The sequence below is a fragment of the Desulfosarcina variabilis str. Montpellier genome (assembly GCF_048565275.1).
Lineage (GTDB): Bacteria > Desulfobacterota > Desulfobacteria > Desulfobacterales > Desulfosarcinaceae > Desulfosarcina > Desulfosarcina variabilis.
Genome location: NZ_CP159846.1, coordinates 7,755,166 through 7,772,318, shown reverse-complemented (window position 1 = coordinate 7,772,318; position 17,153 = coordinate 7,755,166). Strand labels below are relative to the sequence as shown.

The 17,153-nt window shown below is 46.6% G+C and carries 24 protein-coding genes; 8 read left to right on the top strand and 16 right to left on the bottom strand.

The window, feature by feature from the left end:
• Positions 1–266: 266 nt before the first annotated feature.
• The 9 genes from Dvar_RS35200 to Dvar_RS35160 all read right to left on the bottom strand — a co-directional run bounded on the left by Dvar_RS35200 (position 267) and on the right by Dvar_RS35160 (position 5,949).
• Positions 267–848 (bottom strand): transposase, encoded by a 582-nt coding sequence (locus Dvar_RS35200; protein ID WP_419657884.1) that lies wholly within the window; start codon positions 846–848, stop codon positions 267–269.
• Between the two features lie 214 nt (positions 849–1,062).
• The gene (locus Dvar_RS35195; RefSeq protein WP_419656561.1) at positions 1,063–1,740 is read right to left on the bottom strand and encodes an ATP-binding protein; all 678 of its coding nucleotides are present in this window, start codon (positions 1,738–1,740) and stop codon (positions 1,063–1,065) included.
• Positions 1,737–2,498 (bottom strand): hypothetical protein, encoded by a 762-nt coding sequence (locus tag Dvar_RS35190; RefSeq protein ID WP_419657882.1) that lies wholly within the window; start codon positions 2,496–2,498, stop codon positions 1,737–1,739. Before Dvar_RS35190 ends, Dvar_RS35195 begins: the two co-directional genes overlap by 4 nt.
• Positions 2,499–2,664: 166 nt before the next feature.
• Positions 2,665–3,411: a hypothetical protein gene (locus Dvar_RS35185; RefSeq protein WP_419657881.1), complete on the bottom strand. Its 747-nt coding sequence runs from the start codon at positions 3,409–3,411 to the stop codon at positions 2,665–2,667.
• The gene (locus Dvar_RS35180; protein WP_419656559.1) at positions 3,402–3,956 is read right to left on the bottom strand and encodes a DNA methylase; all 555 of its coding nucleotides are present in this window, start codon (positions 3,954–3,956) and stop codon (positions 3,402–3,404) included. The genes Dvar_RS35185 and Dvar_RS35180 overlap by 10 nt, the downstream gene beginning before the upstream one ends.
• A gap of 16 nt (positions 3,957–3,972) precedes the next feature.
• Positions 3,973–4,269 (bottom strand): CHC2 zinc finger domain-containing protein, encoded by a 297-nt coding sequence (locus tag Dvar_RS35175; RefSeq protein ID WP_419656558.1) that lies wholly within the window; start codon positions 4,267–4,269, stop codon positions 3,973–3,975.
• 66 nt (positions 4,270–4,335) lie between these two features.
• Complete coding sequence (locus Dvar_RS35170; protein ID WP_419656557.1) at positions 4,336–4,971, bottom strand: hypothetical protein; 636 nt, start codon at positions 4,969–4,971, stop codon at positions 4,336–4,338.
• A gap of 201 nt (positions 4,972–5,172) precedes the next feature.
• Entirely contained in the window at positions 5,173–5,493 is a 321-nt protein-coding gene (locus Dvar_RS35165; RefSeq protein WP_419657879.1) for a hypothetical protein, read from the bottom strand.
• Positions 5,494–5,529: 36 nt separating this feature from the next.
• The gene (locus tag Dvar_RS35160; protein WP_419657877.1) at positions 5,530–5,949 is read right to left on the bottom strand and encodes an IS110 family transposase; all 420 of its coding nucleotides are present in this window, start codon (positions 5,947–5,949) and stop codon (positions 5,530–5,532) included.
• Positions 5,950–6,175: 226 nt separating this feature from the next.
• Here Dvar_RS35160 and Dvar_RS35155 point away from each other — a divergent pair, with 226 nt between their 5' ends.
• From Dvar_RS35155 to Dvar_RS35140, 4 genes are all read left to right on the top strand, one after another.
• The gene (locus Dvar_RS35155; protein ID WP_419657876.1) at positions 6,176–7,153 is read left to right on the top strand and encodes a transposase; all 978 of its coding nucleotides are present in this window, start codon (positions 6,176–6,178) and stop codon (positions 7,151–7,153) included.
• 188 nt (positions 7,154–7,341) lie between these two features.
• Positions 7,342–7,557: a hypothetical protein gene (locus Dvar_RS35150; RefSeq protein ID WP_419657874.1), complete on the top strand. Its 216-nt coding sequence runs from the start codon at positions 7,342–7,344 to the stop codon at positions 7,555–7,557.
• Positions 7,558–7,686: 129 nt separating this feature from the next.
• Positions 7,687–7,929 carry a type II toxin-antitoxin system Phd/YefM family antitoxin gene (locus Dvar_RS35145; protein ID WP_419657872.1) on the top strand — a complete coding sequence of 81 codons (243 nt, stop codon included), beginning with the start codon at positions 7,687–7,689 and terminating at the stop codon, positions 7,927–7,929.
• Positions 7,923–8,189 carry a Txe/YoeB family addiction module toxin gene (locus Dvar_RS35140; protein WP_419657870.1) on the top strand — a complete coding sequence of 89 codons (267 nt, stop codon included), beginning with the start codon at positions 7,923–7,925 and terminating at the stop codon, positions 8,187–8,189. Before Dvar_RS35145 ends, Dvar_RS35140 begins: the two co-directional genes overlap by 7 nt.
• A 270-nt stretch (positions 8,190–8,459) precedes the next feature.
• Here Dvar_RS35140 and Dvar_RS35135 read toward each other — a convergent pair whose 3' ends face one another.
• From Dvar_RS35135 to Dvar_RS35120, 4 genes are all read right to left on the bottom strand, one after another.
• A complete protein-coding gene (locus Dvar_RS35135) occupies positions 8,460–8,810 on the bottom strand; it encodes a hypothetical protein (protein WP_419657868.1) in 351 nt (116 codons plus the stop codon).
• Positions 8,811–8,842: 32 nt separating this feature from the next.
• A complete protein-coding gene (locus tag Dvar_RS35130; RefSeq protein WP_419657866.1) occupies positions 8,843–10,519 on the bottom strand; it encodes a methyl-accepting chemotaxis protein in 1,677 nt (558 codons plus the stop codon).
• A 308-nt stretch (positions 10,520–10,827) separates the two neighbouring features.
• A complete protein-coding gene (locus tag Dvar_RS35125; RefSeq protein ID WP_419657864.1) occupies positions 10,828–11,115 on the bottom strand; it encodes a hypothetical protein in 288 nt (95 codons plus the stop codon).
• Positions 11,116–11,125: 10 nt separating this feature from the next.
• Positions 11,126–11,413: a metallophosphoesterase family protein gene (locus Dvar_RS35120; RefSeq protein WP_419657862.1), complete on the bottom strand. Its 288-nt coding sequence runs from the start codon at positions 11,411–11,413 to the stop codon at positions 11,126–11,128.
• A gap of 16 nt (positions 11,414–11,429) precedes the next feature.
• Between Dvar_RS35120 and Dvar_RS35115 the strand changes: the two genes are divergently transcribed.
• Positions 11,430–11,693, top strand: a complete 264-nt coding sequence (locus Dvar_RS35115; RefSeq protein ID WP_419664206.1) for a HigA family addiction module antitoxin — start codon at positions 11,430–11,432, stop codon at positions 11,691–11,693.
• Between the two features lie 441 nt (positions 11,694–12,134).
• On the opposite strand, the gene Dvar_RS35110 is transcribed toward Dvar_RS35115, so the two are convergent.
• Entirely contained in the window at positions 12,135–12,932 is a 798-nt protein-coding gene (locus Dvar_RS35110) for an IS110 family transposase (RefSeq protein ID WP_419657861.1), read from the bottom strand.
• Between the two features lie 329 nt (positions 12,933–13,261).
• On the opposite strand from Dvar_RS35110, the gene Dvar_RS35105 reads away from it, so the two are divergent.
• From Dvar_RS35105 to Dvar_RS35095, 3 genes are all read left to right on the top strand, one after another.
• Positions 13,262–13,717: an IS1096 element passenger TnpR family protein gene (locus Dvar_RS35105; protein WP_419657859.1), complete on the top strand. Its 456-nt coding sequence runs from the start codon at positions 13,262–13,264 to the stop codon at positions 13,715–13,717.
• A 588-nt stretch (positions 13,718–14,305) separates the two neighbouring features.
• Positions 14,306–14,761: a GNAT family N-acetyltransferase gene (locus tag Dvar_RS35100; protein WP_419657857.1), complete on the top strand. Its 456-nt coding sequence runs from the start codon at positions 14,306–14,308 to the stop codon at positions 14,759–14,761.
• A 271-nt stretch (positions 14,762–15,032) separates the two neighbouring features.
• Positions 15,033–15,689 carry a class I SAM-dependent methyltransferase gene (locus Dvar_RS35095; RefSeq protein WP_419657855.1) on the top strand — a complete coding sequence of 219 codons (657 nt, stop codon included), beginning with the start codon at positions 15,033–15,035 and terminating at the stop codon, positions 15,687–15,689.
• Positions 15,690–15,714: 25 nt separating this feature from the next.
• Here the strand turns inward: Dvar_RS35095 and Dvar_RS35090 are convergent, their stop codons facing one another.
• A complete protein-coding gene (locus Dvar_RS35090) occupies positions 15,715–16,506 on the bottom strand; it encodes a metallophosphoesterase family protein (RefSeq protein WP_419657854.1) in 792 nt (263 codons plus the stop codon).
• Positions 16,507–16,662: 156 nt separating this feature from the next.
• Positions 16,663–17,064: an HIT family protein gene (locus tag Dvar_RS35085; protein WP_419657852.1), complete on the bottom strand. Its 402-nt coding sequence runs from the start codon at positions 17,062–17,064 to the stop codon at positions 16,663–16,665.
• Positions 17,065–17,153: the final 89 nt, after the last annotated feature.

The window sequence follows — 17,153 nt, the reverse complement described above, 5'->3', positions numbered from 1 at the left end:
GATCTGATCGTTACGTTTATCCGGCATGACCCGAACCTGCGGATCCGCCAATCATTCCTTATCCAGATTCTCAAGTTCGGAAGAGAGGCCCACTGATTGTCCCTCACGAGGTTCTTTCGCCTCTACGTCTATGGACGGGCTCTCTCGCCGAAAATGTTAAAGCGGTGCTTGTGTCAGCTGTTCAATCTCATCCTCACTTCATCGAGATGTATTACTTCTTAGATGGAGCTGGCAGGCCCAGGATTGTCCCTCCCGAAATCAATGTTTCAACGGGGATGAACGGGCTCTGCCAGCAGATAGTTTGGATTGAACGGTTCGTTATTTTTCAGCATGGTCCAGGCAATCACCAGCATTTTGGCTGCGATCTTTACGCGGGCCTTTGTCTTGATTCCTCGCTCCCCTTGGCGGCCTTCCAGCATGCGGTTGTAGATACGGCGGAAGGCATCATTGTGATAGGAGGCGATTAACGCAGCCTGATACAGCCCGTAGCGCAGCTCAGAATCGCCTCTTTTGGAAATCACCGGAACCTTCTCCTTGCTTTTTTTCCCACTGCGGCTGGCGTTGAGATCCAGACCGGCCAGACGGATCACTTGCTTGCGGCTTTTAAACCGCATGGGATTGGCCAGGGCAGATAGTACCAGGGGCGCAATGTAAACACCGAACCCGGGAATAGTCAGTAACAGCTTGTATGCAGGCAAACGATTACATACGGACTTTACCTGATCCATGACACTGGCAAGTTGTTCCTCGACAGACTTGAAGCGCTCCACCAGCATGGTCGCTTCATATCGGGCTAAGCGCTGGCGAATAGTGTAACGCCAATGTTCGCAAAATAATAATGCTCGCATTTTGCATGCCCCTAAGATATCGATAGTTTACTTCTCTTACAAGATGACATCCAAATGCAAAAAACCGGCTCGGTTTTCTGTCATTTTTCATTTTTTGACTGATTCCGGTCAAAAGCCCCCGGAAGTATGCAATCTAAATGATGGGGATTTTGTTCAGATCCTCGGGTTAAAGCTTAAAATGAAGGGGGTTGGATCGGTATCGGCTAAAGTCGGATCAATGGTTGGAGGGAAGATCGGTGAGGACTGTCAGGGCTAAATTGATATCCACAAGGCTATACTTGAGCTCCTTGGCCTTATCCTGGCATTCTATGCAGATTTCTTCAAATTTTCGCATATCACCGTCGGTGGCGGCATATATCTGCTCAATGGCTTCCGAAGAAAAATTTTTATACTCGGCAATAAAGTCTTCAACGATGATAGGATAAATCGTCAGTACCTTTAAACGGCTGAGAATATCCGGATGTTCACTGGCCAGATACGTTCTGACCTTGGGCAAGCCTGCAAAAACCATCGGGATGTATGCATCAATAATTCTTTTAAAATACGGCCAGACCCGGCGATCCAGATCATTGGCCTCATCGATTACAATAAAAAAACCGGTCAGGCTGCAGATTTTTTTCAGATTCCGGGACGTGTGCCAATGGGTTGCCACACCTTCATAATTTAGCTCCTGAAGGATTGATGCCAGGATTTCATGTTTGTTGTCCAGTGATTCGAGCCAAACCGGTTTTAATTTTTTCGGCTGGATCAATTGTAAAAAGCGGGTCTTGCCGGCGCCGTAGGCGCCCTCAATCAACACGCTTTTGCCCCGGTACATGCGGGTATAGACGCTGCTCAGATACGATACCCGACGCTTGTCATTGATGAAGTGTTCTTTGCGCTTTTTTTTCATGGCCCACTCGCCTTGCCCGGTGCAAGCTGATTTCGCCGATACCGATAATAATCGATGGCAAATGCGTTGAAGCGCACAAAACCGGCTCTGTCTGGCTCGTCTAGCTTGGCCACAAGCCGATCATAGCGTTTCGTGTTGTTTTCAAAGACGGCCTTTGCGATATCAAACGTCAGTCCGTTTCGGTAGCAGGCAATCAGGCTTTTCATATCAACGCTCATTTGCCTGGCTTCAAGATATGCAGCAATCTGTTCAACCTCATTTTGTTTCAGCCTTTTTTCTGACTTTTCCACCACGGATTTGGGTTTTTCCGACCGCTGCTGGCACAATGCCTCGCCCAAAAAAACGCCGTCTTTTTGGGGCTCAAAAATATAGAGTTTGTTGTTGCAGCAAGACACCTGAACGGGCGTGCTTTTGTGCGAACTGAATTTCTCAGCCCCCACAACCACGGTATATTTCTGTTTGTCGTAGGTGATGGTTTTTTGCGTGGAGACAACGGCTTTTCGCTTATCAAATCCATAGCGGATAAAGCCCTGCACGTGATCCGGATCAAATGCCAGGGTATCCTGATCCGACAAATATGCCGCAAGCTTTTCCCTGGGTACCCATTTTACCGATTTACCGGCCTCGGTAAATCGGTGAAGGCTTTCATTGTGCTGCCGGCGATACAATTCAAGCATCCGGCTGTGTCTTAACTGATCGAGGCTGATGTCCAGAAAGGTAACGACAATGGGCTCTTTTTTATTGCCTTTAAGGCCCATCCCGGTTCGGTTTTTAAGATTTTGTCGGCAAACTTTTTAATGATACGGATCTCAAAATGATGCAGACTGCGATGGCTCGACTCCAGATGCACCTTGTGCTTCGGTGACCTTGGGCCGGTAAAGTCCGGCTCCATATAAAATCCATCGGGCAGCGAGTATTTGATGTTCAGTTCGTGGATAGCCGCTTCAGGTTCAAAAACCCTTTGGCGCGATCCGGACGCAGCCGGATGCGTTTTTTGGGAAACGGCCCGTACAGTAAAAACCGGGTAAACAGATCCAGCGCATTGAGGCTGGTTTCCGAAAAATACAGTTCCAATACGAACATATACCGCGATCCGGTATCATAAAATTCGATCACCTGCGGTTTACGCCACTTTCCGTTTTCATCTTTGATTTTGATGTACTGAAAGCTGCAGCCGTCAACCTGCACCAAATCAAAAATGTCCTCGGGGTTGAAAAACCCCTTGGCCGGCAGTTCATCAAAATCGGGCTTTTTCAAATACAGATGCAGGTTTTCCTGGCGAACCAGACGGTAAAGGGCGTGTATGGAGATCTTTTTCTCAAATTCTTCTTCCAGAAATTGATGAAAGATCGTGATCTTTCGCGCCTTTCGGGTAACGTAGATAAAATTGTCGTCATCGGCATCACAGGCGGCTTTGACCATTTGAATAAAGCGGTTTTTTACGTCACAAGACAGCGCACGCGGCCGTCCGCTGCATTTTCGGCCCTCCATGATGCCGCGGCCGGCAAGCAGCAGTGGCTTGGGGATGATACCTGTTTTTTTATACTGGTCCACATAATACTTTTTGGCGCGGCGCTTGGCCGAACCGGTCTTGTTCATAATCTTTTTATGCAGCAAGATCATGAATTGATCATCTAAAGAAAGCGTTGAGATGTCCTGCTCTATCGCCACAATATTTTCTCTTTCATCACATTGTTCCAATACAAAGCGGTTTTTTGTGACGTTTTTCTCCAGCCGTCATTTTGCGCAATGCGGATCTGACAGAGCATCGCACGCACGGCTTTTTGGTAATCGGTGCTGATGACCTCGCGAAAGGCCGCTTTGGTTTTTTGCTCACCCAAGTGAGCCGATACGAACTTTTTGATATTCACCGCGGTGAGCGTTTGGCCGGTTTCTAAAAAATCGCGCCACACCCTTCTTTGGCTAAAGGCATCTATCCGGGTGAGGGGCCGGGCCTGTGATTCGTTTTTGGGCAACACCTCCCCAATTGGCGACAGGTTATCGATCACCGCAGCGGCCTCAATGAGCCGGTAGGCAGTAGAGCGGCCCATATCCCATCGACGCCTGAGATAACTTTCAAAGCTGTTAAAGGTCAGCTTGTGATAATGCCGGCCATCGCGGATCTCTCTGAGCGCTTTTCCAACGGCATAAAAATCCTGTCGATATTGTTTAATCACCGATTCCAGCTGCGAAAGGCGCCTTTTGGACAGAGCCATTTTCTGTACCCGATTCCTATCCATTTGTGCGGGTATCGGTCAGATGAGGTTTCAAATACTCAACCGTTTCCACGAAGCTTTGGGCGGTGACCGCCATGACCAAATCAATGGGATTAAAATTAATTTTGCACTCGAAGCATCTAGCCAGGTTGGTTTTTGGGTTGGTCGCCGTGTGAAATCCGTGGCAAACCGGACAGCGAAACCGGAGGTAGTTTGTACCGGTTCGCGTTTCTAGTGCCAAGGTGTGGATCATCTGGTCAATATCGATCTCATTGCGCAGCCTTTTTAAAAAACCATCCGTGTATGAACCCATAATCGCAGTCTCCTTTTGTGCTCGCCCGTTCAAGTTGGGGCGTTATGAAGGCACCGTATATCAAGTTCACACAGATGTTATTGCAAAGTCGGTGAAATCCGATTTGTTCAAAAACGCCACCGTCTTGAAAAACCACCAGCAGACAAAAAGGCAATGCTTCCTTTTGGGGGTTTTGTACTTTCTTTCAGGGATTTGTATCAGATCCAGATTTTCAAAAGACTGTGCAACGCTGCTTTTTGGAAGTGATTTTTTTATCCCATCGCAGGTAAGATCGGCTAATGTGCTGATCCAGCGATGGACGCTCGATGGTGCCAGGGCCTGGCCGCTGACCGGCCGTTCGGGGACACCATCATCGGTCATTACCGCATCTTCGTAGGTCTTGTGATCATCTTGCACATAGGCGCGGCTGAAGCTTTCAATGCTCTGGCGGGTGTAATGCTTGTTAGCAATGGCAAAATCCGGATAGCACGTGATGGTCTTTCCGCAATCCGGGCACCTGAAGCGCACCAATGTGCAAAGCACGGCTTCGACAAGCAACTCAACGATAATCAAAAACCGGCGTTCGCGGTATGCATGCAATTTGAAAAATCTGGACTCAACCTGACAGCGCGGGCATGGCGGAAGGCTGTGCGGTGTGATTTTATCCTTTTCTACTTTTTCCTGATATGCTCTAATATCATTGTATGTCGCTGTCGGCGGCATCGCTTATCCCTCCTGTTTATTAGTGTTTTGTGGTGATTCACTTCATAATACAGGGGGGATATTTTTTCAAAAGTGCGGGGTATGTCCATTTCATTCCCGGGCGGGATATCCGGATCGCACAGCAGCGGGGTAGCTTTGCCAGCGGGGTATAAATTTGTTACTGTATTTTGTAAAACCTTCCGTTACACTATTCGCCAGCGCTTATCGGGCTGCGTCATCCACGGGAAGCCCGATGGAATGTTCAGCTGCATTGTAGATTTTTCTCAAACGACTCACCTGACGTGCCCCCCGAGTGGTTGTTGTGACATGGCGAACAAAAACGTCGAACTCGGTTGCGGCAATCTGACGCGGGTCCAGATACCACCGGACGATGGCCAGGTTTTCAGTTAAGCACGATCCCCAGTGGCGATCCATTTCAGGGAAGTATTTGGCCAGCAAGCCGTTGCGGATGCGCATTCGTAAGCGATGATCTTCTTTTTTCAGCTGCCGGCGGACTGACAAAAGGTTGCGCAGGGTTAGCATGTCTGCCTCTGGATTTTCATAGAACAGGCACTTGCCTTAACTGATCAGATCAGCCACATTGGCGCTATCCTTGGTATCGTTTTTGTCCCAGCGCCCATCGAGCAGTTCACGGTTATCCTTCACCGCCTTGCCGCCCACAAGGACAGCCAAATGACCTTGCTCGGTAAGCCAGTGGACCAGCGGCTTGTGGTAGTTGCTGGTCGGTTCCATGCCGAACACGGCCGATGTCAGGTTATGCTGGGTCATGAGTGTATTCGCCTGTTCGATGAGCCGGTTAAATCCTGTCAGATCGTTGGTAAAAATCAGGCGCCGCCATAGTGACTGACCTTTGGCTGTACCGAAAAAAGCGTGATGTTTATCTTTGGCAATATCGATTCCGACGATCAGGTGGTTGTCCGAGCCGCGAATTTCAGCGCGAAGTTTACAAAACATTTCAAAGCGGGCAATGTCGTCCATTTCTGTAACCTCCTGTAATCCTATAAGCCCAATTATTTCTCATTATCTATCAGGAAGTTTTCTCTTTTTCTACGCGAAAAGGCTTCTATTTTTATACTACTTGTGGCGGTGTATTCCGTAATGATTTTAATATATAACGTCTATGCTTTCATACTTTACAGTGCATGCCCACCTATGATAAAGAGTAAGCATGCCACGGAAAGCAAGAATCGATGCCGCAGGGGCGTTGCATCATGTTATCATCAGGGGAATCGAGCGACGGAAAATATTCCGCTCCGATTTTGATCGGAAAAACTTTTTGAACCGTATGCCGGTTCTGGTTTCCGAGACGAGTACCAATTGTTTTGCCTGGGCAATGCTCGACAACCATGTGCATTTATTGCTGAGAACCGGCTCCGCTCCCATTTCCGTTTTCATGAGCCGCCTCCTTACTGGGTACGCCGGTTGGTTTAATCGTAAATACAAGCGTCACGGACAGCTTTTTCAGAACCGCTACAAATCCATTTTGTGTCAGGAAGATCCTTACCTTAGAGAACTGGTCCGCTATATTCACCTGAATCCATTGAGAGCCGGTTTAGTGGATGACATTAAAGCCTTAGATGCCTATCCATGGTGTGGTCACAGTGTGCTTATGGGAAAAAGCGAACAGCCGTGGCAGAATATCGAATACGTCTACCGCCTGTTTTCCAGCCGAAAAAGGGAAGCCCGTATAAGCTACCGAAGATTTGTGGTAAATGGCATTTCCGAAGGGAAGCGCCCGGATTTAACAGGCGGCGGACTATTGCGAAGTATAGGCGGTTGGACAGGACTCAAGAACTTACGGAAAGCAGGCATTCGCGTCAAAGGGGATGAGCGTATCCTGGGTGACAGTGATTTTGTTGAAACTGTTCTTGCATCGGCCCAGGAGGCACTTGAAGAAAAGTATCTGTTGAAATCCCGGGGAATTGATTTTGACCAGGTGATACGAAGAGTTGCGGAAGTGATGAACATTGAGCCGGACCAGGTAACCGCCTACGGGAAGTCTCCCCAGACCGTCCAGGCCCGCTCGCTGTTATGTTTTTGGGCGCATCGGAAACTTGGTATGACCACCATCGAGATCTCCAAGCGGCTCAACATAAGCCAGCCAGCGGCGAGTCGCTCTTCAAAACGCGGCGAACGAATTGAAAAAGAGAATCGATTCGAGCTGATAACTAAGAAAGTATGAAAGCATAGACGTCCCTATTATACCCCCTTTCGTTGTACAAAAGCCAAATCGGTATTGAAAAAAATTTCAGTTTCCTGAAAGATCCAGCCATCGTAAACAGCATCTTTTTGAAGAAGGCCCGGCGGATCGAAGTATTGGGTTTGGTATTGTTAATCTCTCTTTTTATTTGGCGCTTGATGGAGCGTTCCATGCGCCAGTATGTCGAAACCAACGACTGCGAAATGCCCGGATGGGTGCGCCGGCAAACAAGAAAACCGACCGCCCTCATGATGACAACCAAGTTTACTTCGATCATGGTCATTACCATCGGCAAACACAGGCAGTTGGCGAAACCTTTAAAACCATTTCAGTTGGAGTATTTGAAGGCGCTGGGCGTCACTGCTGACGCGTTTACCGTTCCTTGAACAACAATTAAATGACCCACAGAGGTGTTCGTTGGGGTGCGGAATGTACGACTTATCGTTCCGCCTGTAAAGTTCTTGACAAAACGTACGTATTGGCGTACGTTATCTAAAAATACGTTGAGGTGATTTATGCCGACTTTATCAGCCACTGAGGCAAGATCGAAACTTTACCGTCTTATTGACCAAACATCCATTTCTCATGAACCTATTGTAATTACAAGTAAAAGAGGTAATGCTGTTCTGCTGTCCGAGGACGATTGGCGGGCAATCCAAGAAACAATGTACCTGTTAAACATCCCAGGCATGCGCGAGTCAATTCGTGAAGGTTTGGCAACACCAGTTGAGGATTGCAAAGAGGAACTCGATTGGTAAATTACAAGGTCGTTTTTACAAAACAAGCGCAAAAAGACGCGAAAAAATTGTTTGCCTCCGGCCTTAAGGCAAAGGCTGAACAAATTCTTGAGATCCTACGAGACAATCCTTATCAAACGCCGCCTTTCTACGAGAAGCTTGTGGGAGATTTGGCTGGCGCCTATTCCCGTCGTATCAATATCCAGCATCGGTTAGTCTATGAAGTAATTGAGGATGAAAAAATAGTGAAGGTTATCCGAATGTGGACTCATTATGAATAGTTGCGCAGAACAACTGCGGCCAGCGGGACTTTAGCTTTGAATCGGGGGCTGTGTGTGTTTCGCTTTTTACCCATGGTCAGATCCTCCTTAGACTTTGGCATAGTCTATAGCTTATCACATTGTCCAGTTTTTGGGTGACACCGCAATCGACTGAGTATTATACCAGCGGCACAACTTACACGGCCCGCCCCCATTTTGGGAGCAGGGCCTTGTCTCACTTAAAGGGTGATCTTTTAACGCCATGCCCTTTGGATGCGGATCTTTACTTGTCTACTCTTCGACACGCACCCCTCGGAAAATATAAGTACGGTTACCATGATGCTGCTCGCCGGCAGCTTCGATTTGCGTATGACCCTCGGCAGGCGACTCAACAGAGGATGTGTCGGAAAGGATCGCGTCGTCTTTTGTTTGGGTGTCATCCTCCGGGGTAATCAATCCCATTTTTTCAATCTGATCAACGATCGAGATCAGAGCATCAATTTCGTAATTATTCGTGCTGGCAATCGTCTCGAGGGAGCTTTTCCCATCGATTGCTAAAAAGGCTCTAATCAGTCTGGGATTTTGATTAATCAGGCTGTAATCTGTACTTGTATTCCGTTTGAAGACAGTATTTGCATCCAATGTTTTTCCCTTCTTGACAAGTTTGTATTCCTTCAGACTTTGAATTGATTGACCATTTCATTTATCGTTGCCGAAAGTTGATTCAACTCCTCGGCATTGTTGTTGACTTGCCCACTGGCATCGGCCACGTCATGCACCTTGGTACTGACCTGTGTTATATTTTCGGTAATGGTCGATGCAGCCTCGGAACTGTTATTGACATTTTCATTGACCTCATGGATACCGGTGGAGGCTTGGGCAATGTTGCTGGCGATCTCCTGGGTTGCGGAAGATTGTTCTTCCACTGCGGTGGCGATCGTTTCGACAATTGAATTAATGTCGTTGATAACACTGGAAATTTTATCGATTTGGGAAGTGCTTTCACTGGTCGTATGCTGGACACTTTCGATCTTGGTCTTGATATCCAGTGTCGCTTCGGCCGTTTGTTTGGCTAACTCCTTAATTTCATTTGCAACCACGGCAAACCCCTTTCCAGCCTCGCCTGCCCGGGCGGCCTCAATGGTTGCATTCAGAGCCAGCAGGTTGGTCTGCTCGGAAATTTCGGTAATGGTTTCCGTTACTTTTCCGATGGCCTGGGCGGCGTTCCCCAATTCGTTCATCTTCATGCCTGTTTTTTTGGATTTATCGACGGCATCCTCAGAAACCAAGCGGGCCTTCTCTGCATTCTGAGCGATCTCATTGATTGTTGATGACATCTCCTCGGCCGCGGTTGCAACCATTCCGGTATTGGTGCTGGCCTCTTCCATGGCTGCTGCAACGGAGTTCAAATTGGTGCTCATCTCTTCGGAGGCAGCAGCGACGTTGTTGGCCATGTTGGCGGATTCATCCGACGTGGAAGCCATTTGCGAGGATATGGTGGATAACTGCGTGGCGGATCCTGACAATCGTTGTGCCGTTCCTTTCAATTCGTTGATCATGTTCGAAAGATTGCCTTTCATCGTGTTCAGCGAAACAGAAAGTGTACCGATTTCATCCTTTTGCTGGATTTCCAACGAAGAGGAAAAATCACCTTGGGCAATTTTTTCGGCAAACCTTATGGCCTTAACGATTGGCCTGGAAATGCTGAGGCTCATCAACACACTGACGCACAATCCCACCAAAACGACGGACACGGCGATAATCATGGCTGTGGATGACATTTTCCTCGATTTGTCCTGTGTCATCTTTACAAATAATTTTTGATCATTGAATGCGGCATTCTGAATGGTTCCAATTTCCGATTCGAGGTCCATCAACACCTGACTCTCCTCTTCAATCAGATGCTGGATGGTTTCCGATGAATGGGAATTGTTCGACGCCGTCATCAAGCGGCCGAATAATTTTTCGTACCCTTCGTATTTTTTCATTATGGCGTCAAACACTTTCATCAGATCTTCTCGTCCGGAAGCCTTGGCGAGTCTCCGCACGTCCTTGACGATGGTGATCATCTGATTCATGTTTTCATCCATTTTTCTTAAGTTTTCGATATTTTGTGTATTTTTAAATTTTTCGCCATTTGTCAGACTCTGGTTGATTTGCAACCTGGCCTCATATAGGCGAAATGCCCCGGCGATGGGATTATCGATGGCAAAGTCATACCCTTTGATAATGGACTGGTTGGAGAACTGGTAGATTCCGGCGACAACCGTAAAAAGGATCGTCACGAAAAAAAAGGCAGCAATCAGTTTGAATTTGATTTGCATGTTGGCAAACAGTTTGAAAATACCCATTTCAGTTACCTTTTCCTTTCCGGTGATCTGAAATTGCTACATTTATGTTAACGTGTGGGGACCACCAACCATAAAAAACGTTTGCAACCTTTTAAAATATATCGCCTTTCACTTTCGAAACTTTACCTCAATATTGCATAAAATAGATTGAAAAAAATCGCCGTCTGTAAATTCCAAGAGATAATGTAGTTTCAATCGTTTTTTTGTGTTTGATAAATGTCGAGCTTTGCTTGGCACCAATACAAATGGGGCTTTTTTTGCGCAGAGTACATAAAGTGCCTGTCCCTTTTCTCTTTTTTGGGGAGCGGTTAATGGACTGCCTGACCGCTTAGAATCATGTCCACTTTCCCTTGGCGAAGGGTGGCAAAGGCTTTATCCCTGCCGCCGATCAGATGCCGCCGCATCTGCTCTGCAGGCAGCCAGAAGGGGTGGTGGGCCACCAGAATACGCAGATGCGTATCCGGCGCCGCCTTGAGGTGGTTGATTGCAGAACCGGTCTGAGACGAACTGATCCGGCCGCGGGTCTGATCGAAGAGGGTGGCCCAACGCCGGGCCGTGTTGACGCCGGCAACAATGAAATCATCTCCTTGAACCACCGGCGCAAGGTCAGTGGAAACAAAATGGGTCCAGTTTCCCCAGGGGCGGTGGAACCGTTTGAACAGATTGTAAAGGGGGCAGATCGTGATTGCCCGGTACGATCAGAAAGGGGCACGGCAGTCGATTGAGAAACCGTTCGGCCTTCTGAAATTGGCTGGCCCTGGCGCGTTGGGTCAGATCGCCACTGATGATGATAAGGTCCGGGGTCGCTTGATGGAGACTTTCCAGCAAGCCGTCGATCACCGCTGTAACTCCCCGCCCAAAATGCAAATCGGAAAAGTGAGCAAAAGTCGTCATGGTTCTTTACTAACGGATTAATGAAATAATCAATGGCAGGCGTGGTATTACGCCCAGCACGGCTTTAAGGCTTGCTAAGGTTTTTGGGGTTTCGGCTGATTTTTGGATGAATATTCAACTCAGATGGGATCTTTATTTCGCAATGAAATCTGAATCAGATGCATTGAATGATATAAAACCGCTGCCTTTGAACCATCTTGATACGAATAAGTCCAGCGCCCAACATCTATATGGCCTCCCCTTGTCAAGAAAAAACTTCACCCGCGGATCGGAAAGGTAAAAAAATCTAATGCGACTTGTTCCGTCTCTTAATTCAGATTTCTCAACAAGCAACTCGCTGGTTCTGACTTGCGTCTTCGATCGCGGGCGTCAGAGCGTTTGGATAACACGTCTGCACCAAACATCTATCGGGATTGACTGATCTGCCATAAAGGTTCTTTGACAATCAGCGTGCCGTCTTAGGACGGCTTCAGAATATATTTCGGTTCCCTTATTCCGGCGCAGTCAAAAGAATCGGCTCGCCGCTATGGGCGTCCAGTTAGGGTGTCACTCGGATAAGGGGCAGAACGTGATCATCACCTGTTAAGCAATCCGTATCCGTGTATGGAACCGGAAGGTGCTGCCAATCAATCACATTGAGTTTCGGGCAAATGGTCCACTCTTTTTTCGCAGTCTGGGCTGCATGTCATGAATCGAGAGAATCAGATCCGCCCGTATGATCTCAGTTAGGCGACAAGCTATCACCCTCCGGTTCCAAACCTATTGATCGAAGAATCGTTTCATATCGAATGCCTCTTTGTTTTTGAGCATGAAATAGATGACTCGGCCCATTTTGTGTGTAAAGATTCCCAAGTAGATACAAGGTATGATAATCATGCTGACGGGCGGTTTTCTCAATATGCCATTCGAGTTTCTTAAGGGTTTGGTTCATGGCATTGATCATTTCCAGATCCACCTCAATGCTCTTTCTGACTTCGGGATCGTCAAACCGTTCGGCAACACCGTCGTGATTATATTTGCGAGACAGCTTTTTCTTGAATGCCGGCAGATTGTATTGGGTGTTGGTATTGGTGATATGGGCGACCAGTTCACTGCATCGTCTTGAAATGTACATGCGTCTTCGCAAAAGATGCCGCGTGGCCCGCCATTTTGCTGGATAGGGATAGGCGGTTGGGAAATTGCCACCTTTAAGTAACATGGCGATCTTGTAGGAATCGATTTTATCGTTTTTTGTTTTGCCGCCATGTATGGCTTTCATGTACAATGCATGTCCAAGGACAAAGTCAATTTTGTGATCACTACAAAGATCAGCAAGCCAGTACCAGCAGAAGACGCATTCAACCCCGACAACGACGTCTTCAAGAAAGGAGAAGATCAGTTCGAAAAAGAGTTCGGGATCGGTTTTGATGTTTTCATGGACGACGACCTTTCCCTTGTGGTTCAGGATACAAACGTACATTTTCCTGGCATGCAGATCGATACCGCAATAATACTTGTGCTGCTGATTGTAAAATTTCATGCTATGCCTCCTTTTGCTTTGGAAAACTAATGTTAGGGGTAACAGAAGTTTACCGGTGCAAGTAAGAGGGGGCAACCCTGCATCATGTTTTCTGTGCATCAGATGTCATTTCATTCCAGTGACTCTTAAAAAGCACAGGAAACATGATGCAGGGTTTAACTTCGGCCCCGTTTCTTCGGGAGGCCATAACTAGTATCAATCAGTTTCACCAGAGCGCAGGGGCCGAGGCATTTTTAAATTGCATCTTTTTTTTAAATGCTATTTTTCTCATAAAGGCTAACAAAAAGCCCTGCGCATTGGCGAACTGAAACGTTGACAAAAGAGATGTCATGGAAATCATTGAAGCAAAATTTGATTTATATACTTTGAATATTTGCAATATATGGGATCCTGTTGAGGATAAGAACTTCTGGGAAGCTACCATTGAAATTCCAGACATTCTTTCTTTATTTGGTTTTCACCTTTTCATTCAAAAGATTGTTTCTTTCGATAATGATCATTTGTTTGATTTTTATGCAGGTCGAAACGATAAAAACCGCAAAGTAATTTTTTCTGAAGACTCCGGAACGCCATACGAGGGTGGAAAGTATGAAGATACCTTATTAAAAGACATCTACCCTCTTAATGGATTGAAACTTTATTATCTTTTCGACTACGGCGACAATTGGATTTTCGAAATACGCAAGAGCAGGAAAAAGACAAAACCTAATCAAGACAATACATATCCACGTGTTGTCTCGGACAACGGTGTTAAATTAATTCAATATAAGAACTATGATTTTTAGTTTGCCAACCAAACGCTTAATCGGACCGGGAGAAACGATGCCACTCAGACCGTCTTTCTTTATTGAAATTTGCGGTCTTCCGAAAGCATCGGTAACGTTTGTTGCCGGCCCGATTTGATTCCATAAAATGAAAAGAATGGCTACAAATCTGATATGTAGGATAATATCTCTAATTTCAGGGTTAGCCATAATAGTTTATGCTGGCATGGTCTGGGTTAATACGATATTCGAATTTATTCCTTCAGATTCTTCAACAAGCCGTGTAGCCTATCTTGAGGAACGCGAATTTCTCGCCTTATTGTTTATTGGCATAGCCTTGATCGTGTATTCAATCTTATCAATTACAATAGATATTCAAGGTGATAAAGCCTGTTCCGATGATTCGGAAACAAAGGGCGAAAGAAAAAAGCAATAGAGATGATTTTTTTATAGGCAGTTTGAAATCATAACAATCAGTTCCACCAGAGTGCAGGGGCCATGGCATTTTTGAACTACGTCGCTTTTTAAATACATTTTTTCTTTTAAAAGGCTTTCAACAATCCCTGCGCCCTGGTGAACTGAAGCGTTCGCAACCAAAAGGAATCATCCATGGAAAATGATTTCACAATATCCACTGATAAAAATGAATTAGATATTTCTACAATCCATGATTATCTATGCAATAGGTCATATTGGGGAAAAGGTAGAACAATAGAAACAGTAAGGAAAAGTATTGACAACTCTTTGTGCTATGGCGTTTACGACAAAGACGGTTTTTTTGTCGGATTTGCTCGCGTTGTAACGGATTATACTGTATTTGCCTATTTATTGGACCTTTTCATTTTGGAAAGTCACAGAAGTCGTGGGTTTGGCAAAAGTTTGGTAAATTATATCGTCAACGATGAATCTTTAAAAAATCTCCGATGGCTCCTTGATACAAAGGACGCTCATGGGCTTTACCAAAAATTCGGTTTTCAAGTACCTGCATTTCCAGAAAAAATACTGGAAAGACGAAAGTTTGCGAACAACCGGCTCCACTTGAGCACAGGGGCCGAGGCGTTTTGAAAGAATTTAGGTTAAACAAAGGTTTTGGCTCCTGCATGGTTTCTGCAAACCCCTGCGCCAAATGAGCCGGGCCGGGGGTGCCCCGCTGCGCGCGGCGCCACCGGCCCGAGTTGAGCGGCACGCCGCTCCAACGCCGTGGTGGCTGTCACTGGCTGGCGCTGATAAAGCATGTCAGCAACTCGGGTATAAAAGGATGGCTTGCCATCAACGTTCCTTATCGGTCCGGCAGGTCAGTTCGGGCCGGTGTGCATCAAAAAGGGTAAAATTTATTATGAAAGAGTATAGTGGTCAGAAAATATGCGAAAAGATATTTGAATATACGGAGTTAAAAAATCTGAAAATTCTTGAAATCGGATGTGGTACTGGGAGAATATCTTCAATTTTATCTACAAAAACAAATTTATTGGTTGCTATTGACCCGGATGAAAACGCGATCAAAAAAGCCAGAGCGAATGTTTCTGGGGTTGATTTTAGAACTGGTTCTGGAGAAGCGCTTGATTTTCCTGCCGCTTTTTTTGACATAGTAATATTTACTCTTTCATTACACCATCAGGATTCTCAAAAAGCGCTTAACGAAGCTACGAGAGTATTAAAAACAGGTGGAAAAATTTTAGTTATAGAGCCTATTCCTGAAGGAGAAATTGAAATAATATTTTCGTTTCTTCATAACGAAAACAAAGAGAAATATTTTGCTCAGAATTGCATCGATATGAGTGGATTGAAAATTGGAAAATCAGAAGTCTTTACATCAGATTGGGTGTTTGAGAATAAAATTGATCTGTTTAATTCTGTGTTTGAATATTACGATATGCCTTTTGATTATGATACTACTAAAGAAATTTCTAACTTTTTAGGGGAAAAGATTAATTCAGATCCAATAGTATGCGAAGACAAAATGATTATTCAAATCCTTAAAGTTGAAACTTAACAGACGGGAAAAATATATATCCTGTTTAAGCGACCGTCCACTGATTATTGGCGCGTACAAAGGTTCGCTTTTCAGCCTCGTTGAAGCACTTCTCATCCCATACTCTGACATCGATGGTGATGCGGTGACGGTCGTTGCGGATGATGTTAAAGCTGTTGGCCTGGCCGTGGTAGCGGTTGGATATACCGGTGCCGGCGTGAACAACGATGATTCCGTCGACCAGTTGGGAGAAGGCCACATGCACATGACCGCTTAGAATCATGTCTACGCCGGCTTGGGCGAGATCGGTCAGGGCTTTATCCCTGCCGCCGATCAGATGCCGCCGCATCTGATCGGCAGGCAGCCAGAAGGGGTGGTGGGCCACCAGAATACGCAGATGCGTATCCGGCGCCGCCTTGAGGTGGTTGATTGCAGAACCGGTCTGAGACGAACTGATCCGGCCGCGGGTCTGATCGAAGAGGGTGGCCCAGCGCCGGGCCGTGTTGACGCCGGCAACAATGAAATCATCTCCGTGAACCACCGGCGCAAGGTCAGTGGAAACAAAATGGGTCCAGTTTCCCCAGGGGCGGTGGAACCGTTTGAACAGATTGTAAAGTGGCAGATCGTGATTGCCCGGTACGATCAGAAAGGGGCACGGCAGTCGATTGAGAAACCGTTCGGCCTTCTGAAATTGGCTGGCCCTGGCGCGTTGGGTCAGATCGCCACTGATGATGATAAGGTCCGGGGTAACTTGATGGAGACTTTCCAGCATGCCGTCAATCACCTTTGGAACTTCCCGTCCAAAGTGCAAATCGGAAATGTGAGCAAAAGTAGTCATGGTTCCTTATTTAGTGTTCATCCACGAATAGGAAAATTGGGTCGAGATCAAGGCGCACAAAAAATTTTACCACAGGCATATGGTTGATATTCCGAGGATAAAATTTTTTGTGCAACGCCGATATCGGGCAAATTGGTCATTCGTGGATGGCACTATTTAGTAGATGCGCATCCCATCGATGACTCCTCTTACACCGCCCCGGGGGTTGGCGCAATCCCCGTCACGCCGCGGAATCAGATGAATGTGAGCATGAAACACGGTCTGTCCGGCCGAGGCACCGCTATTGGTGCCGATATTGAATCCGGTCACACTGGGATCATCTTTCTTGATACTTTCGGCGAGGTGGTGGATCAGTGCCCTGCAATCGGCCATCTCTTCGTCGGTCATGGAAAACCAGTCCGGGGTGTGTCTTCGGGGAATGATCAACAGGTGGCCGTCGGTGACCGGAAAGCCGTCCTTGACGGCCGCCACCGTGCCCAGGCGGTCAACCACGGCACCTTCCCGAATCCACCGGCAAAACAGGCATTCTTCTTCACGATGCGCGCCATGATCGATCATCACAATATTCCTATTGAGTGTCCTATTAAAAATGCCAATTGAAGAATAACGCCGATTGATAATGCTCCAAACGAGAGAATGCCTTCAAT

Excerpts from the sequence above, each read along its gene's own strand:
- Dvar_RS35195 (WP_419656561.1), bottom strand. The coding sequence starts at position 1,740 with ATGAAAAAAAAGCGCAAAGAACACTTCATCAATGACAAGCGTCGGGTA.
- Dvar_RS35130 (WP_419657866.1), bottom strand. The coding sequence starts at position 10,519 with ATGGGTATTTTCAAACTGTTTGCCAACATGCAAATCAAATTCAAACTG.
- Dvar_RS35165 (WP_419657879.1), bottom strand. The coding sequence starts at position 5,493 with ATGCTAACCCTGCGCAACCTTTTGTCAGTCCGCCGGCAGCTGAAAAAA.
- Dvar_RS35095 (WP_419657855.1), top strand. The coding sequence starts at position 15,033 with ATGAAAGAGTATAGTGGTCAGAAAATATGCGAAAAGATATTTGAATAT.
- Dvar_RS35090 (WP_419657854.1), bottom strand. The coding sequence starts at position 16,506 with ATGACTACTTTTGCTCACATTTCCGATTTGCACTTTGGACGGGAAGTT.
- Dvar_RS35100 (WP_419657857.1), top strand. The coding sequence starts at position 14,306 with ATGGAAAATGATTTCACAATATCCACTGATAAAAATGAATTAGATATT.
- Dvar_RS35145 (WP_419657872.1), top strand. The coding sequence starts at position 7,687 with ATGCCGACTTTATCAGCCACTGAGGCAAGATCGAAACTTTACCGTCTT.
- Dvar_RS35190 (WP_419657882.1), bottom strand. The coding sequence starts at position 2,498 with ATGGGCCTTAAAGGCAATAAAAAAGAGCCCATTGTCGTTACCTTTCTG.
- Dvar_RS35120 (WP_419657862.1), bottom strand. The coding sequence starts at position 11,413 with ATGACGACTTTTGCTCACTTTTCCGATTTGCATTTTGGGCGGGGAGTT.
- Dvar_RS35170 (WP_419656557.1), bottom strand. The coding sequence starts at position 4,971 with ATGCCGCCGACAGCGACATACAATGATATTAGAGCATATCAGGAAAAA.
- Dvar_RS35085 (WP_419657852.1), bottom strand. The coding sequence starts at position 17,064 with ATGATCGATCATGGCGCGCATCGTGAAGAAGAATGCCTGTTTTGCCGG.
- Dvar_RS35110 (WP_419657861.1), bottom strand. The coding sequence starts at position 12,932 with ATGAAATTTTACAATCAGCAGCACAAGTATTATTGCGGTATCGATCTG.
- Dvar_RS35200 (WP_419657884.1), bottom strand. The coding sequence starts at position 848 with ATGCGAGCATTATTATTTTGCGAACATTGGCGTTACACTATTCGCCAG.
- Dvar_RS35160 (WP_419657877.1), bottom strand. The coding sequence starts at position 5,949 with ATGGACGACATTGCCCGCTTTGAAATGTTTTGTAAACTTCGCGCTGAA.
- Dvar_RS35175 (WP_419656558.1), bottom strand. The coding sequence starts at position 4,269 with ATGGGTTCATACACGGATGGTTTTTTAAAAAGGCTGCGCAATGAGATC.
- Dvar_RS35180 (WP_419656559.1), bottom strand. The coding sequence starts at position 3,956 with ATGGCTCTGTCCAAAAGGCGCCTTTCGCAGCTGGAATCGGTGATTAAA.
- Dvar_RS35105 (WP_419657859.1), top strand. The coding sequence starts at position 13,262 with ATGGAAATCATTGAAGCAAAATTTGATTTATATACTTTGAATATTTGC.
- Dvar_RS35150 (WP_419657874.1), top strand. The coding sequence starts at position 7,342 with ATGCGCCAGTATGTCGAAACCAACGACTGCGAAATGCCCGGATGGGTG.